17 protein-coding genes are annotated in these 15,074 nt (G+C 42.9%); 9 read left to right on the top strand and 8 right to left on the bottom strand.

Annotated features, from left to right (window positions below):
* Positions 1–115 precede the first annotated feature (115 nt).
* The 3 genes from ANME2D_RS12935 to ANME2D_RS12925 all read left to right on the top strand — a co-directional run bounded on the left by ANME2D_RS12935 (position 116) and on the right by ANME2D_RS12925 (position 2,146).
* On the top strand, positions 116–412 hold the full coding sequence (locus ANME2D_RS12935; protein WP_048092493.1) for a hypothetical protein: 297 nt from the start codon (positions 116–118) through the stop codon (positions 410–412).
* A 208-nt stretch (positions 413–620) separates the two neighbouring features.
* Positions 621–992: a four-helix bundle copper-binding protein gene (locus ANME2D_RS12930; protein ID WP_048092491.1), complete on the top strand. Its 372-nt coding sequence runs from the start codon at positions 621–623 to the stop codon at positions 990–992.
* 221 nt (positions 993–1,213) lie between these two features.
* Positions 1,214–2,146, top strand: coding sequence for a UDP-N-acetylglucosamine 3-dehydrogenase (locus ANME2D_RS12925; RefSeq protein ID WP_048092489.1), 933 nt, complete (start codon positions 1,214–1,216; stop codon positions 2,144–2,146).
* On the opposite strand, the gene ANME2D_RS12920 is transcribed toward ANME2D_RS12925, so the two are convergent.
* A complete protein-coding gene (locus ANME2D_RS12920) occupies positions 2,139–3,560 on the bottom strand; it encodes a nucleotide sugar dehydrogenase (RefSeq protein ID WP_048092487.1) in 1,422 nt (473 codons plus the stop codon). The genes ANME2D_RS12925 and ANME2D_RS12920 overlap by 8 nt on opposite strands.
* A 138-nt stretch (positions 3,561–3,698) precedes the next feature.
* Here ANME2D_RS12920 and ANME2D_RS12915 point away from each other — a divergent pair, with 138 nt between their 5' ends.
* Entirely contained in the window at positions 3,699–5,600 is a 1,902-nt protein-coding gene (locus ANME2D_RS12915; protein WP_048093630.1) for a molybdopterin biosynthesis protein, read from the top strand.
* A 286-nt stretch (positions 5,601–5,886) separates the two neighbouring features.
* Here the strand turns inward: ANME2D_RS12915 and ANME2D_RS12910 are convergent, their stop codons facing one another.
* Positions 5,887–7,053, bottom strand: a complete 1,167-nt coding sequence (locus ANME2D_RS12910; RefSeq protein WP_048092485.1) for a geranylgeranyl reductase family protein — start codon at positions 7,051–7,053, stop codon at positions 5,887–5,889.
* 75 nt (positions 7,054–7,128) lie between these two features.
* On the opposite strand from ANME2D_RS12910, the gene ANME2D_RS12905 reads away from it, so the two are divergent.
* Together ANME2D_RS12905 and ANME2D_RS12900 are read left to right on the top strand one after the other, a co-directional pair.
* Positions 7,129–7,608: a hypothetical protein gene (locus ANME2D_RS12905; RefSeq protein ID WP_048092483.1), complete on the top strand. Its 480-nt coding sequence runs from the start codon at positions 7,129–7,131 to the stop codon at positions 7,606–7,608.
* A complete protein-coding gene (locus ANME2D_RS12900) occupies positions 7,601–8,077 on the top strand; it encodes a DUF2240 family protein (protein ID WP_048092481.1) in 477 nt (158 codons plus the stop codon). Before ANME2D_RS12905 ends, ANME2D_RS12900 begins: the two co-directional genes overlap by 8 nt.
* Here the strand turns inward: ANME2D_RS12900 and ANME2D_RS12895 are convergent.
* The 3 genes from ANME2D_RS12895 to ANME2D_RS12885 all read right to left on the bottom strand — a co-directional run bounded on the left by ANME2D_RS12895 (position 8,074) and on the right by ANME2D_RS12885 (position 9,690).
* On the bottom strand, positions 8,074–8,352 hold the full coding sequence (locus ANME2D_RS12895; protein ID WP_048092479.1) for a DNA-directed RNA polymerase subunit L: 279 nt from the start codon (positions 8,350–8,352) through the stop codon (positions 8,074–8,076). The genes ANME2D_RS12900 and ANME2D_RS12895 overlap by 4 nt on opposite strands.
* Positions 8,353–8,360: 8 nt before the next feature.
* Positions 8,361–9,014, bottom strand: a complete 654-nt coding sequence (locus ANME2D_RS12890) for an exosome complex RNA-binding protein Csl4 (protein WP_081810282.1) — start codon at positions 9,012–9,014, stop codon at positions 8,361–8,363.
* Positions 9,015–9,084: 70 nt separating this feature from the next.
* Positions 9,085–9,690 carry an METTL5 family protein gene (locus ANME2D_RS12885; RefSeq protein ID WP_048092477.1) on the bottom strand — a complete coding sequence of 202 codons (606 nt, stop codon included), beginning with the start codon at positions 9,688–9,690 and terminating at the stop codon, positions 9,085–9,087.
* A gap of 73 nt (positions 9,691–9,763) precedes the next feature.
* On the opposite strand from ANME2D_RS12885, the gene ANME2D_RS12880 reads away from it, so the two are divergent.
* A complete protein-coding gene (locus ANME2D_RS12880) occupies positions 9,764–10,450 on the top strand; it encodes an acyl-CoA dehydratase activase (protein WP_048092475.1) in 687 nt (228 codons plus the stop codon).
* A gap of 8 nt (positions 10,451–10,458) precedes the next feature.
* Here ANME2D_RS12880 and ANME2D_RS12875 read toward each other — a convergent pair whose 3' ends face one another.
* The 3 genes from ANME2D_RS12875 to ANME2D_RS12865 all read right to left on the bottom strand — a co-directional run bounded on the left by ANME2D_RS12875 (position 10,459) and on the right by ANME2D_RS12865 (position 12,187).
* Positions 10,459–11,007, bottom strand: a complete 549-nt coding sequence (locus tag ANME2D_RS12875; RefSeq protein WP_048092473.1) for a metallophosphoesterase — start codon at positions 11,005–11,007, stop codon at positions 10,459–10,461.
* Positions 11,004–11,807, bottom strand: coding sequence for a hypothetical protein (locus ANME2D_RS12870; protein ID WP_048092471.1), 804 nt, complete (start codon positions 11,805–11,807; stop codon positions 11,004–11,006). Before ANME2D_RS12870 ends, ANME2D_RS12875 begins: the two co-directional genes overlap by 4 nt.
* An 80-nt stretch (positions 11,808–11,887) precedes the next feature.
* Positions 11,888–12,187 (bottom strand): hypothetical protein, encoded by a 300-nt coding sequence (locus ANME2D_RS12865; protein ID WP_048092470.1) that lies wholly within the window; start codon positions 12,185–12,187, stop codon positions 11,888–11,890.
* 225 nt (positions 12,188–12,412) lie between these two features.
* Between ANME2D_RS12865 and ANME2D_RS12860 the strand changes: the two genes are divergently transcribed.
* Entirely contained in the window at positions 12,413–13,348 is a 936-nt protein-coding gene (locus tag ANME2D_RS12860) for a protein translocase subunit SecF (RefSeq protein ID WP_048092467.1), read from the top strand.
* On the top strand, positions 13,345–15,012 hold the full coding sequence (locus ANME2D_RS12855) for a preprotein translocase subunit SecD (RefSeq protein ID WP_048092464.1): 1,668 nt from the start codon (positions 13,345–13,347) through the stop codon (positions 15,010–15,012). Before ANME2D_RS12860 ends, ANME2D_RS12855 begins: the two co-directional genes overlap by 4 nt.
* The last annotated feature ends 62 nt before the right edge of the window (positions 15,013–15,074 follow it).

Genomic DNA, 15,074 nt, shown 5'->3' with positions numbered 1-15,074 from the left:
TCAGAAAAAATGCCATCATTGCATTTATCTGGGTGAGAAAACAAAGTTAATCAAAATCCTCTCAATATATATGAGGTTAATTTAAGGATTATAAAATAGAAGAGGCGAGGCAGACATGCAAATTATTGAGGAATTAGCAACTATACTTAACATAAGTAAAGAAAAACTGGAAAGGGAAAGCCTTAAAACCTTTCTGGAGAGGGAATTAAGGAACATAGAGGCTGAAATATATAAGATTGGCTCTAAACATGGGATAAAATCAATTTTTGAGCTGGATGAAAAGCTGAAAAGAGGAGAAATCACCGAAGAAGAGATGCTTGATGATTTCATTGAGCTTGATTATCTTGAATCCAGAAGAGATGATATATTAAAGGCGATGGAGAAAATTCAGTGGCAGATATCATTAAACTGAAAAGAGTAATATAAATGATGATCCTGTTTCAGGTGTTCGTGAGTTTATGAATTTTATAAGTAAGATGCTGGAACGAAAAGAATAAAACCAGCATCATTAGCAGTATACACTATACATATCGTTAATAGAAATGCTTATGCTACTTGAATAAAAAACGATACATTGCCAGTCTTAAATCATGTACTAAAGGGAATGGAGGTGAAAAATTATGGCGATGGCTATAGCTCATACGATAGAGAGGAGCGAAGAAGTGCAGAGATGCATTGACGAATGTCTGACCTGCCACAGTATTCTCCTGGAGACAGCAGTAGAACACTGTCTGAGAATGGGTGGCAAACATGCGGCTCAAGACCATATGCGGATGATGCTGGACTGCAGCGATATCTGTCGGGTAAGCGCTGATTTCATGCTGCGTGGATCAAAATTCAGTGCCCGCATCTGCGATATCTGCGCACAGATCAACGATAGGTGTGCTGAGAGCTGTGATCAGTTCGTTGGTGATGACAAGATGATGGCCTGCTCTGATCAATGCAGGCGCACAGCCGATTCCTGCCGGGAAATGGTCAGGATGTCCAGGTAATACAGGAAAAGGTGATGGGGTATATGGCTTTTAATTCATACCCCTGATCCCCTGATGATATACATGAAGTTGACAGTATGAAGAACTGATGAATAATCACGACATCTTAAGATTCGATATTTTTAAATAATCTCACATCGTATTAGGATGAGGTTAGTCTGCATTGTTAATATCTAAACCATACGCAATGCAATAGCAAAGATAATCCAGGGGGTCATTAGATGAGAGTTGGAGTAATAGGCGCTGGCGCCATGGGACAGAATCATTTAAGAATATATAATGAAATGGGGAATATAGATCTGGTAGGTGTTTGTGATATCGATCAGGCTCGGGCCAGAGCAATGGCGAAAAGATATAATACTGAGGCCTACTTTAACCATAAAGAACTGCTGAAACAGGAACTTGATGGGGTAAGTATAGTAGTGCCCACGACCCTTCATACACGGGTCGCTATTGATTCTATCGATGCAGGGACTCATTTGCTTGTTGAAAAACCTGTAGCTGACACAATTGAAAATGCGGATACCATAATCAATGCTGCTCACGATGCAGACGTAAAGCTGATGGTAGGGCACATCGAGAGATACAACCCGGCTGTGATAAAATTAAAAGAGATCATCGATTCTGGCATGATTGGAAAAATAGTTTCCATCTCCTCGAGGCGTGTAGGTCCTTTCAATCCACGCATACGTGATGTGGGTATTATAATGGACCTTGGTGTCCATGACATTGATGTTATATCATACCTGTATGGCAGGAAGATCAATGAGGTTTACACAATAGCTGGCAGTGATATACACTCCTTTGAGGACCATGCGACCATACTTTTAAGATGCAATAATAATCTTTCAGGTATGATAGAAACAAACTGGCTGACACCCAACAAAATAAGGACTCTTACAGCGATAGGCTTAAAAGGCGTAGCATACCTGGATTATATAAAACAGACAGTAGAGTTGCACGATGAATCATGGATACGGATGGCCAGGGTAGAGCCCAGGGAGCCTTTAAGAAATGAACTGGAGTATTTTATTAAGGCTATAACCAATGGAAGTGAGATTATCTCCAATGGGGAGACAAGCAGGCATGCACTGCAGGTAGTGACGGCGGCTATAGAATCTTATCAAAAAGGAAAGGCAATAGAGATCAAATGATATAGTGGTAGTTCTTATCTCCCCTGCCTATGCCTCTGTAAACAAATCCCTCGTTGATAAAAGAATCAGGATCGATCACATTCCTGCCATCAACTATTACAGGATGATGCAGTCCTGTTAGCTTTTTAATCATGTCTGCTTTCAGGTTTGAGTACTGGCTGTGCCCTGTAAAAATAGCCACAGCAGATGCTCCTCTTAAACAATCCTCCATGTTCCGGGATATTTTAATTCCGCCCGACTCAGAGACATAAGGATCATGGACTGAGACCGTAGCACCATCTCTTATCAGCATGTTGTAATACTGTTCAGCAGGTGTATTTCTTGTATCATCTGAGTTATTTATAAAAGCCCAGCCCAGGATAGCTATTCTGGAATACTCAATTCTTTTCCCTAACCTTGAGAGACCCTCTGAGGTGAGATTATACATATGGATGGGCATGAAATCGTTTATATTTCTGGCCATAACATACAGGGATTCAGCATCAGGCGGGTAATCCAGCTTTGAATTTGCTAACCTGACACCCCTTTCCAGGTGATATGTGTCTTTGGTTAAACAATGCCCTCCCACGCCTGCTCCAGGGTGGAGCACAGCCCGTGTTATTCCTTCACCTTTCAGGCTATCTATGCCTGCCCTTACATCATAGACATTGATTCTCATGGCTTCACAATACAGCGCAAGCTCATTGATTGCAGCTATCTGCAGGTCCCTGAATGTGTTCTCAGCAGTTTTGGTTACTTCAGCCGCTGTTGAGTCCATAGCTATTATTCTACCTTTTGTTAGAACTGGTTTATAAAGTTCTATTGCTCTTTCTGTACTCTCCTTATCTATTCCACCCACTATCCTGTCATGCTCCTGTATATTCCTGATAAGCCTTCCGACCATTACCCGCTCAGGTGCATGTGCAAGTGCGAAATCTTCACCTGCTACAAGACCCGATTCTTCATGCAGGATATCGGCTGCCATACCCCCTGTCGTCCCCGGGGTAATCGTTGATTCAAGCACAACCAGCATCCCCTCGTTCAAATACCTGCCTATCTGTCTCAGGCCTTCCTCCAGCGCACTGAAATCAGGCTCAAGGCTTACAGTGTCTTTAAACGGGGTCTGGATGGCCACTGTTATCGCGTCCATTTCCCTTATTCTTGAAAAATCCGATGTGCATTCGAATCTTCCTTGCGCTCTTACTTTTGCTATCAGCTCTTCAAGCCCTGGCTCTTCGCCTTTTAGCGGACTTAGCCCGCTGTTTAACATCTCTATTTTATATCCAGAACTCTTTGAATTTCGCTGAAAACCCAGGACAAAATCAAATTTCTCAGCAAATAAAACAGCAGAGGGAATTCCTACATATCCCATCCCTGCAACTCCAACTTTATGTATCGGACCTCTCTCCCTTAATATTTCTCCAAGTTTGCTCATGCAACACCCCTTAATTACATTACAATACCACTACCCATAGATATTTATTTAGATATCGTATTGTCCTTCTTGTAATGGTATTAATCCTTAATAAGCTTTCTGAAAAACGATTTAACTTGAGGCCTCATAATGGAAGATATGCAAAAAGAATTCAGAAAACTAGTTACAATTGATGAAGCAAAGGGCATAATCGAACGCATGGACATCCGGCCAGGCATAATCGAGGTGAACATTGAGAATGCATCAGGATATGCTCTTGCTCAGGATGTAATTTCTGATGTAGATGTGCCCCCTTTTAGCAGGGCTTCCATGGATGGTTATGCTGTTCATGCTGCAGACACATATAGTGCGCGGGAGGACAGGCCGGTGCATCTTAACCTTGTAGGCTCTATCCCGGCAGGAATAAATCCTGATATCCATATAAAAAGAGGTGAAGCCGCTGAAATTGCAACGGGCGCTGTCATGCCCTCTGGTGCTGATGCAGTTGTTATGGTTGAGCACACCAGAATTGGCACCTCACTGTCGGTGCATCGTCCTGTCTCGATCAATGAGAATGTTATGCATGCAGGCACGGATATAATGGCTGGAGAGCGTGTGTTGAGAAGGGGAACAGTTCTTGGTACCCGTGAGATCGGTATCCTGGCCGCAGTAGGAAAGATGGCAGTAAATATCTATGGACTGGTTGTTGGCATCATTTCCACAGGGAACGAGCTTGTGAGGCCAGGATGTAAACTTGATGCAGGTAAGATCTATGATATCAATTCGTTCTCGATATCAGCAGGTGTAAAACAATGCGGCGGGACCCCTGTCCTCTACCCTGCAGTCAGGGATGACAGGACCGAGATGATGGAAGCCCTGAGAGAAGCTGCAGAGAATTGTGATATTATCCTTACCTCAGGAAGCACTTCAGCAGGTTCGGGCGATGTAATGTACAGGATTATCGAGGAGAATGGTACTGTCCTTGCCCATGGGATCGATATCAAGCCCGGAAAACCTGCAATTATCGGGATAGTTTTCGGAAAACCTGTGTTTGGCCTTCCAGGATACCCGGCATCCTCACTCACCATTTTCAATGAATTTGTAGCCCCGCTTATCAGGAAAATAACCGGGAAAAAAGAGGAACGGATAAGAACAACAGCAAGACTGGCTGTGCGGGTGCGCTCTGAGGGAAGGAGCCAGCTTCTTCCAGTCGGACTGGTCAGGGGATGGGCATATCCGATCGAGAAAGGTTCAGGTGCAATAACCACACTCTCAGAAGCTGATGGTTTTATCGAGATACAGCAGAGTGTGGAAATGATAGAGGCAGGTGAGGCTGTGGATGTCACCTTATTCGGGGAGATCGAAACACCAGATCTGCTTTTTGTGGGGAGCCATTGTCTTGGGCTTGATGCTCTTATTGATACAGCCAATCTCAGGATACGGGTGATTAATGCTGGTTCTTCCGGGGGTCTGGTGGCCATCCGCAGCGGTATTGCTGATATAGCAGGCGTGCATCTTCTGGATGAATCCGGGATATACAATATCCCATTTCTGGAAAGGTTCGGAATAAGGAATGCAGTGGTAGTTAAAGGCTATCTTAGGGAACAGGGTCTGATTGTGAGAAAGGACAGCACCATCAGGGGATTTGAGGATATAATCCATGTAAGGGTTATTAACAGGAACACAGGCTCAGGAACAAGGGTCATGACAGATTTAAAACTCAGGGATATCTCAAGACAGAGGGGAATACCATTTGAAGAACTTACAGCCAGTATGAGCGGCTACCATACAGAAGCGAAAACACACAGTGCAGTCGCATCAGCGATAAGGCTTGGAAAAGCGGATGCCGGGGTTGGAATCCGTACAGTTGCAGAGCTTAACGGGCTTAAATTCATTAAAATAGCAGATGAAGAGTATGATTTTGTCATTCCGATCAAACTCCTGGAAAGTAGAGAAATTCAGATTTTTTTGAGAGCGCTGCGCTCTTATGAACCCAGTGAAAAATTGCCCCCGGGACTGCGTACGTATGAGAGAACGGGAGAAATAGTAAGAATATCTTAACGAGCGGGCTGGGGAGTGGGGTGGGAGTTAGTTAAAAAAGTTTACCTACCCGCTCGTTACCCACATCATTATCATTGCGATTATATATAGCTTATTCTCCTTATCATAATCATAAGGAATTGCAGGTGGATAAGACTCCGATCTGATAGAATAGGAATAATAACGAGCGGGTAGGGGGTGGGAGTGGGGGTTAGTTTCTAAAAAAGTTATACCTACCCGCTTGTTATAATCATAATAATGCTCACATTCATATATATAGTTTGCGCTTGGTTTATATGGAATATCCTCAGAACAGTGTTTTAAATGCAATGCCCATTAATTTTATAAGTCTCTTCTTATCTTTCATGTTGATGAGTTTTTGAAAAAGGATCGAGGGATGATCCATATCGCCGTATTCTGTGATGATCTCTCTTATCTGTGGCTGGTTTAGATATGCTATGAATTCATCCAGGTCATTATCCCTCAGTTTCCCCAGGCTCTTATGAATTCTCATCCCTGTGGCAAGTTCACGTCCTATGGAGTTGCGCCATCTTTTTTCATATTCCCCTAAACGTGCCTCTTTACGGGATGCTTTTGCCGCGATCTCACCTGCAAGCTTTGCGCATACTGCTCCTATATAAATACCTCCGCCTGATGTTGGTTTCACCTGTCCTGCAGCATCCCCTACAAGCATCACGTTATCTTTTGTTGTTTTAACTGGCGGGCCGAGGGGAATGCCTCCAATAACATGCTCTGTGAGCGAACCTCTATACCTTGAAGCGACTACAGGATGCTTTAGAAGTCTTTCAAGATAACTGATAGCCGGTATATCATCCTGGCTCCTGGCAAGACCTATTCTGGCTATCCCGCCAAAAGGTACAGCCCATGCAAAAAATCCAGGCGCAATATCGTTTCCTGTGAATATCTCCACAAATTCAGGGTCTTTTGCAGTATAAGGGGCTTCAAACTGTATCCCGGACAGGAATTTTTTGCATCTTGGTATTCCAGCCGCCCGGCCAACGCTGCTCTGTATTCCGTCTGCTCCTATAATAATATCAGCATGAATCTCTCTCTGCTCACCCTCTGCTATTACCGATATCCTGCCTCCATTCATATCGATGAAGCGGGTTTTTAAAAGTATGTCCACACCCTGATCCAGCGAGCGCTCAACAAGAGCCCGATCGAAGATCTTCCTGTCTATTACATATGCTTTTGTATCTTTTCCCCGTACAGTAAGCTCTTCTCCGCCCGGGGCATACACAAAAGCACCCTTCATCTTTGAAAGGATAAAGCTTCCCTCCCCTATTTCACATTCCACAAGTGCGGCTTTACTTATCAGTCCTGTGCACTGTGTGGGTGAGCCGATACTGGCATGTTCTTCTATCAACAGGGTTCTTGCCCCCGCTCTGGCTGCGTACTTAGAGGCAATAGCACCTGCCGGTCCAGCGCCGACCACAACTACATCGTACTTCATATTCTCCTCATGTATCATCTGATAATTAATCCTTAGCAGAAAGTTTTTAAGAATCGCTGATCATACAGCACTAATATGAGGCGTACCTATCATCAGTTTCCACAGAAGCCTGAGCTTGAGCGAAGGTATAATTTCAGGGACAATCTTCCCTACATCGTTAAGGTAATAGCCGGGATGGATGGACAATCCGGGACTTTCATTACAGACGCTCCTGATCTTAAAGGCTTAATTAAAGCAAAGAGGAGCATAGGTGTTGAAATCGCAGATAGAAGCGTTAATTTTTATCCATTAAACAAAGATACATTTGAGCATGTGCTTCAGAATATAGATATAGAGGGGACTATTGATTTCAGGGTAAATCTAAAATATTCCTTCTTAGATGAGAAGTACGACCGCGTCCCGTTCATGGGAGACTCCTATCTTGTCCGTACCGAACTTGAAAACGGTATACTTACAGTGAAAGTGCACCACATCGAGGGTATGGGCAGGACTGAATGCACAAGGATAGCAGATACTATTGTTGATGAGATAATAAGAAACACACCCAATGTCTGATCTGATATATTCTGTTTCGGTACCTTTTAAAAGAAAAGGTAAGGAAGTACTTAAGGAGAGCGAGTTTATCCTTGTACTTGCTATTGATTTAAACTGGTTCAACCCGGAGGAGGCAAAAAACATATTGAACCATGCACAAAGAGCAGGTCTTGTAAAAAGAGATGGGGAGATAGTTACGCCTGCATTTGATATATCCTCGGTAGAGATCCCTCCAGGGTTCAGGCCTGGTTCTGACATCCTTTTAAAAAACCTTGAGAAAAAAACCCTGTTTGATAGGATTATTGAGCGTATTATAGCCGGCACAGGCATGGAAAAACGTAAAGTGATATCGCTGATTAATAAAAAACAGGAAGAGCTATCCAAACTTGTTGAAATAGAGGTCAGTGCCATACTCGTTGCACTGGAGCATGGCGTAGCAGTGAACGACCTGCTTGAAGAGGAATATGAGGCTCTGGTTAGCCCGCGTTAACCCATCGCCTTTTTCTTGAAGAGATTAATAAATTCATCACATTGTTTAACGAGTTCTCCTGATGCTTTTTTAATCACTTCTATGGGATCGGCACCGTCTGTCCTGACAAACAGTACAGGTTCGCTTATTGTTGGATGTTTAATATCGTATGTCGCTATCTCGACATGCTCGTTATTTAACAAAACCGACTTCAGAGCATTAAGGAGAGTATGCGTCTCACCTGCAACCTTTATATTTATCTCATTCTCTGTCTTATTTATGATTGTAAGTTCCATGATACCACCTAAATAACACCTGTTCCGTAATCCGAAGACAATTTTCTTGTCTCGACCCTGTTACATTTAGGACATTTAAGTCTACCATTTTCTTTTTTCATCACAGTCCTGCAACTGCTGCAGTAAGCCTTCATGACGCCAAGCTCTTTATTTACAGTAGAGAGGCGCATGTTCCTCATGTCTATCACTTTTGCTTTAACTATGTCAAAAGGTTCAAATTCAGCAGATAGTTCCTTTACATAGGCATCCTTTACATTCGATACATGGATTGCAGCCTGATCTACATTGATGATCTCTCGCTCGCCTTTATCTTTAATGCTTGCGATCTCAACCAGAGCAACTGAATCTTTTACATCAGTGATCTGGCCGATTACGATGTCTCCTACCTGTAGATGCGGGGGTACGTTCGTAACCGGGATAACTGAGATCGAACGCTCTTTACTATTTACTTTTACAATCCCTGTCGTCGCTGCATATATATTCCCTTTATCTACGAAAGTTCCCTCTTTTGGTGTGAACTCCTCTGATGTACCGATGAGATCACCGGGCAGTACGATCTTGTTATCTGCGGGTTCTTCCTTTACTGTACCTTCTTCAGGTTGTTCTATCTCTTCTTCAACCTGGAGTTCTTCCTCCCTCTCCTCAAGCTCTTTTTCTTCCATTCTCTCAGCCTTTTCTCTTACATCGTCTTTTCCAAGTTTCCTTCTGCTTGTAACCTTCTTTCTCTTGATTCTAATAACGATCCCTCTCTCTTTTCTCTATTCTGTATATCTCTACTTTTATTATCTGTGTTTCCTTGGTATGAAACCTGAATGTCCTCTTAATGGGAAAACCGATTAATTTATAATCTGTTATGATTGATGGGCTAATGAATTTTTTTATGAATTCTATACTACCGGCGTTATGTATTGAGTAAACCACGCTGCTTAGTTCGAGGGCTTTCCGCAAAAAAGGGCGGTCGCTTCCTCTTACCTGTGCGCCAAATGGTGGATTCATCACTACTGTATGCGCTTTTCCGTACACTTCATTTATGTCTGTGCATACGAACTCGACATCTACGCCGAGTTTTTTTGCATTTGCCCGCGCAATCTCAAGTGCGTCATTATCATCATCAAAACCTATAACCTTTTCTGCTCCCAGAAGTTTTGCTCCGATCGCAAGGATTCCACTGCCGCACCCAAGATCATAGACAGTATCCGTGATGTCTCCTTTCATGAATGCAAAATGAAGCAGCTCTGCAGCTACAGTTGCGGGCGTAGAGTACTGTTCTCTTGAGGGCTTTGGAGATCTGAAGCCCTCGACCTGCTCAAGCAGTATCTCAAGATGTTTTTGTCTCATACTTTGGTACCTGATAAAGCATTTAAAGGAAGATCATAATATGATAGGATAACCTTAAAAAACCGTTAGATTTATGATCGGACTTGATGTAGGCAGTACAACTGCAAAAATAGTAAAAATAGAGAGTGGAGAGGTCAAATACCAGATAACATCAACCCATAACTGGAAGGATCTTGTAAAAGGAATAGAAAAAGATGATATAATCTCAACAGGATATTTTAGAAATTCAGTGCCTCACAGGGCATCAGTAACTGAAATTACCGCTGCTATCTATGGTGTTTCACACTATTTCTCTGATGTCGATGTTATCGTGGATATTGGAGGACAGGACACCAAGGTGATCGATGTTAAGAGAAATAATTTTATAATTAACGACAAATGCAGCGCTGGAACAGGTGCTTTCCTTGAGTTTATAGCAGGTTACTTCAGGATGGATCTGGATGAACTGGGCAGGCTTCATCTTAAAGCTGATCGCATCCCGGATATCAACAATACATGCGGGGTATTTGCTATCTCTGAGATGATATCGCAGCTTGTGGCAGGTTATTCAAAAGAAGAGGTCATAGCTGGAATGCATTATGCTTTTGCCCGCAGGGTCTCATCTATGATACCGCAGGCACAGATAATTGTCCTGATCGGAGGAACTGTAAAAAATGAGGGAATGGTCATGGCACTCAGGGATATACTCAAGAAAAAAATCCTGATACCGACTGAGCCTCAGATAATTAATGCACTTGGTGCATTGAAGTATTATTGTTAATGTTACGGTTATCGTCCATTCTGCATATGATATGATACGGCACTCTCAATGATGCTGCATACTGGTCCTTCAAAAGTAACCACTTTTCCTGATATTTTTCCGCGGTCTATATCCAGCACAATGGCACCTGGCTCTGATAATCTCGGAGAGGTGGGACTTCCGGGACAGGCAAGGAGCACGTCTGATTTCTCGATAACCGGCCTGTGGGTATGGCCAAAAATGAGTATATCGACATTCATCTCTTTTGCCATATACCATGCACCTGTGGTATCCTGAATAGAAAGGGCTGCCTCATGGATTATCCCGATCCTTGTGCCCTCGACTTCTATCACCTTCTGCTCAGGAAGAGATTCTTTTAATGCTGCGTCATCCATGTTCCCGTGTACAGCCTCAAGCCTGCAGATACCTGAGAGTTCATCAAACGCCGCCCTGGTGACAAAATCGCCTGCGTGTATTACCAGATCAGCCTCTTTGAGCAATGTGATAAGCTCAGCAGGGAGATGCTCTATGATGGAGCCGGATTTAATATGTGTATCTGCGATTGCTATTATTTTCATACGTATCCATAATCTGTATAGTTCAATTCTTTTTTGATCTCGGACAGGAATATCTTATATGTATTTGTAGAGAAATCAAGCCATTCCTTGAAATCAGAATTTAATTTCTTCCCGAGCTCATCTTCTTTCTCTGTTTTGCTCGCTTCACCAAAATGCTTCAGTTCTTCCAGGTTTTTTTCCATATACCAGTAGAGTGCAGCCTCAGCAAAGGGTTTTGGGATAAGCGGAGAGGTGTAGGAGAGCCTTAACATGAGCTTCTTCTCCTTTTCAAGTTCGTCTTTTGTGATCCCGCTCTGTTCAATTGCATTTTTTAAAGTCTCATCGCTGATCTTCCGCCTCTCCTCGTATGTAAATTTTCGTCCCCCATCTTTCATATTTTCATCATATATCTCTTTTTGAAGAAGTTCGTGCAGTAGCATGTACTTTAACATGGTCTCACTGGCTTCCTTTAAATAAGCCTTATTGAGGGTTATTATCGAATACCAGGAACCAAGGTAATACCGCCTGTTAAGTGCAACTGCATAATCAAAGATAGAGGGCATAGGGACAAAGATACTCTGAGAAAACACCACAGCATCAGTTGAGAGCAGCAAAATATTCTCGGGCACGAGTTTTTTAGCCTCATCAAGACCATCCATTCCATACACAGATTCAGGTTCTCTCAGATACCGCTCGTTCCGGGTGATTATTTTCTTTAGTTCATCATATTTAAGCTGGTTCAGTGCAAAAGCGACATCCTTTGCCGCAGATTTTATCCATAGTGTATATGATTCTTCAAACGCTTCACTGGAGCCTTGCATGGATGATTAATCGTAATGGCATAATAAATAGTTATGGCAGAGGATAGTTTTATACAGGACATACATGCACCCGATGGTAATCAATGGTGAAACCTCGTGCGTGCCTTTCTGACCTTATGCTCTCTCTCAAGCCCCAGGCGCGTCTCTTCAAATAACGTCTTTATACGTTCCTCATCGCACAGCGGATCATCCTCTGCGCATTCCCCGCTCTTTTTGCATTCCGAAGCCAGGCGAAGAGCACGCTCCTTAAGCGTCGGTAGCGTCTCTTCGAGTGTACGTTTTAGCCATTTCTCGTCTTTGGACAGTACTCCCACGAACATGGAAGGAAGGATATCGCGCTCTATGGACTCAAGTCTTTTCCTTGCACTAACCGTTACCATTACAACCAAATTAGTTCGTCAAAGTATAAAACATAGGCTCATTGTGGAGAAAACCAGCAGACACATATCAGTATAAATCCCAATTTTGATTCAACAAGTTTTTAAGGTTATAAGTAGTGTAAGTTCAGGAAATAGATTGATATCTATAATATAAAATTAGCAACCTGGATAAAATATATTATGCTATAATTTAAGCAAGTCCTGAATTGTCGAATGGAGAATCCAATGAACTTAATTAATGAAAAAGCCATTGAAACCTACGTTAAAAGCATTAATTTAAAACAGATGCTTATTATTCCTGCAATATTGCTTCTGTTATCACTCTCAATCCTGGCTTATACAACCTACACAACTGGCGCACCTGTTGAACTCGGAGTGGAGTTCAAGGGCGGTACTGCGGTAGTTTTTGATAGTCCCAAAACACCTGATCAATTAAAAGTCGAACTTCAGGATTATCCTGTGATTCAGGCAAGGGAGTATGGAGGAACCGAGCGCAAATTAGTACAGTTCAGTCCAATGACGGAATCTGAACAGAACGAACTCATCAAAAAAGTAAACTCTGAATACACCAATGTGGAAATAAAGCAAATGGGAGAAATCGTCAGTAAATCTTTGCAAGGACAGGCGCTCCGTGCCGTACTTCTATCATTTTTGGGGATGGCGCTAGTAGTATTTATAATTTTCAGAACCTTCGTCCCATCTATAGCCGTAGTGATCTCGGCTTTTTCTGATATAGCGTTCGCTGCTGCTATGATGAATGTATTCGGGATAGTTCTGTCCCTTGGGACTGTGGCTGCTCTCCTTATGATCATCGGCTACTCTGTGGATACAGACATACTTTTAACCACGCGGCTGCTCAAGCGAAAAGGGGAATTGAATGATAAGATAAAGGATGCCATGAAAACAGGATTGACGATGACAGCGACAACGCTTGCTGCCTTTATTGTATTATTCTTTGTATCATCGGGTTCTTATTTTGTTTCATCATTCACACGTATTGATATAATAAGAGACATCTCGGTTGTCCTCATTTTCGGTCTGGTTGCAGATCTGATAAACACATGGATGACCAATGTGGGGATCTTAAAATGGTACATGTCAAAAAGGGGTCTACAGGAAAAACCGATTGAAAGACAGAAAAAGAGGAGGCAGAGAGCATGAACGGTGATGAGCCCTTTTATAAAACCTCGCGCTTCTTATTACTTGTACTTGTAGTCCTTGGTTCTATTGCAGCCGTAATGCTCTCATACTCAGATGGCGAATTAAGGATACAGAGTAATCTAAAATACGGCCTTGACCTTGAGGGTGGCTCATGGCTGCAGCTACAACTGCAGGGTGCGGTTGCACAGGTGGATGCGGATGAGGGAAAGATAGTCCAGGCAGAATTTGGGAGACTGCTTGATGGTTCTGCAATTACGATCGATGAAATCGCTGCAAATTCTGTCACCTTTACAACACCAAAAGAGATTAATAAAAATACAATTGATTCATTCGGGTATGGCATATCCACCATATCAAAAGGTACTGATGGCGGTACCAGGGTAATACTTGAAACAAATAAGGATTTCCTGATCAAAAAATACCTTGAGAACAACCTGAATGCAGAGGTCATTCCAATCGAGGGCAGATTTATCACAATGGAGATAAGGAAAGCTGTAACTGAGGATGAATTGAACACTATTCTGGAGCCTGTTGGTGGAAAAGTTATCCCTCCGTTCCGGGCAGGAGTGACAGAGGAGACACGGGATCTAACTAAACAGATACTTGAGGATAAACTTAACTCACTCGGGCTAAAAGAAATTCCTATAAGGACAGTAGGGGATAATTACATCCTGATCGACCTTGCGGGTGTGGATATGGCCACTGCAAGAGAGATCGCAGCTAAACCTGGAAAATTCGAGATCAGAATACAGGTGCAGGGAAACGAAACCGCACATGTGCTCTACGGCAATGAGATAATAGGAGTGGATCCAATCCAGAAAGAAAGGGATGCATGGGGTGTACCTTTTAAGCTCAGCGATAAGGGCGCAGCAGCACTGCGTGATGCTGCAATACAGTATGGTGCAGTGACAGACCCTGATGCACATAACCTGGGGATGTACCTTGATGATAGACTTGTGTTTGATGCGCCCCTTGCTCCTGATCTTGCAAGGAACATACAGAGAGTACCTGTGAGAGAACTTTTCGCAACTACAGGCACCGGTGAAGAGGGGCAGATCAGAGCAAGAGAACTCCAGATTCATCTAAGGGCAGGAGCATTGCCTGTCAATGTAGAAGTGATAGGATCAGGGCAGGTCTCGGCAGATCTTGGAGAGAAGTTCAAGGAGCAGGTAGCGATAGCAGGAATAATAGCTCTGATGACGGTAGCGATTGCCGTGTATTTCAGATACAGACAGCCAAATATAATCGTACCTATGCTTGCCACTTCATTTAGCGAGGTTATTATCATACTTGGCTTTACAGCAGTTATCGGATACCAGCTTGATCTTGCAACTATAGCAGGCATTATTGTTGTTATAGGTACAGGTGTAGACCATCTAATAATTATAACAGACGAGGTTCTTGCCGGTGGTGCCATGCCGCCAAGTAAGGTATATAAATCCCGCTTAACAAAAGCGTTTGCAATTATATTTGCAGCTGCGGCGACTATACTCATAGCCATGTCGCCCCTTTTGTTTATGGGATTTGGCGCTATTAAGGGATTTGCTGTAATTACCATAGTGGGCGTGCTTATCGGAGTCGGTATAGCAAGACCAGCATATGCTATAATTATCAAAGACCTGCTTATGGAAGATACAGATAAAAAATACGTTGGCGAGGATTAATTCAGTACTTCCGAATAGCCCTACTTCCGAATGAATGAAATATCAACACATCTATTTTGAAG

The sequence above is a fragment of the Candidatus Methanoperedens nitratireducens genome, assembly GCF_000685155.1.
GTDB lineage: Archaea > Halobacteriota > Methanosarcinia > Methanosarcinales > Methanoperedenaceae > Methanoperedens > Methanoperedens nitratireducens.
Note: the sequence above shows the minus strand (reverse complement) of the source record. Positions and strands in the feature narration are given on the sequence as shown.

Bases quoted from the DNA above. Each gene is read 5' to 3' on its own strand.
- ANME2D_RS12890 (WP_081810282.1), bottom strand. From the start codon at position 9,014: ATGGAAGAAAAAGAGCTTGAGGAGAGGGAGGAAGAACTCCAGGTTGAA.
- ANME2D_RS12910 (WP_048092485.1), bottom strand. From the start codon at position 7,053: ATGAAGTACGATGTAGTTGTGGTCGGCGCTGGACCGGCAGGTGCTATT.
- ANME2D_RS12915 (WP_048093630.1), top strand. From the start codon at position 3,699: ATGCAAAAAGAATTCAGAAAACTAGTTACAATTGATGAAGCAAAGGGC.
- ANME2D_RS12875 (WP_048092473.1), bottom strand. From the start codon at position 11,007: ATGAAAATAATAGCAATCGCAGATACACATATTAAATCCGGCTCCATC.
- ANME2D_RS12905 (WP_048092483.1), top strand. From the start codon at position 7,129: ATGAGGCGTACCTATCATCAGTTTCCACAGAAGCCTGAGCTTGAGCGA.
- ANME2D_RS12880 (WP_048092475.1), top strand. From the start codon at position 9,764: ATGATCGGACTTGATGTAGGCAGTACAACTGCAAAAATAGTAAAAATA.
- ANME2D_RS12920 (WP_048092487.1), bottom strand. From the start codon at position 3,560: ATGAGCAAACTTGGAGAAATATTAAGGGAGAGAGGTCCGATACATAAA.
- ANME2D_RS12885 (WP_048092477.1), bottom strand. From the start codon at position 9,690: ATGAGACAAAAACATCTTGAGATACTGCTTGAGCAGGTCGAGGGCTTC.
- ANME2D_RS12855 (WP_048092464.1), top strand. From the start codon at position 13,345: ATGAACGGTGATGAGCCCTTTTATAAAACCTCGCGCTTCTTATTACTT.
- ANME2D_RS12925 (WP_048092489.1), top strand. From the start codon at position 1,214: ATGAGAGTTGGAGTAATAGGCGCTGGCGCCATGGGACAGAATCATTTA.
- ANME2D_RS12895 (WP_048092479.1), bottom strand. From the start codon at position 8,352: ATGGAACTTACAATCATAAATAAGACAGAGAATGAGATAAATATAAAG.
- ANME2D_RS12860 (WP_048092467.1), top strand. From the start codon at position 12,413: ATGAACTTAATTAATGAAAAAGCCATTGAAACCTACGTTAAAAGCATT.
- ANME2D_RS12930 (WP_048092491.1), top strand. From the start codon at position 621: ATGGCGATGGCTATAGCTCATACGATAGAGAGGAGCGAAGAAGTGCAG.
- ANME2D_RS12935 (WP_048092493.1), top strand. From the start codon at position 116: ATGCAAATTATTGAGGAATTAGCAACTATACTTAACATAAGTAAAGAA.
- ANME2D_RS12870 (WP_048092471.1), bottom strand. From the start codon at position 11,807: ATGCAAGGCTCCAGTGAAGCGTTTGAAGAATCATATACACTATGGATA.
- ANME2D_RS12865 (WP_048092470.1), bottom strand. From the start codon at position 12,187: ATGGTAACGGTTAGTGCAAGGAAAAGACTTGAGTCCATAGAGCGCGAT.
- ANME2D_RS12900 (WP_048092481.1), top strand. From the start codon at position 7,601: ATGTCTGATCTGATATATTCTGTTTCGGTACCTTTTAAAAGAAAAGGT.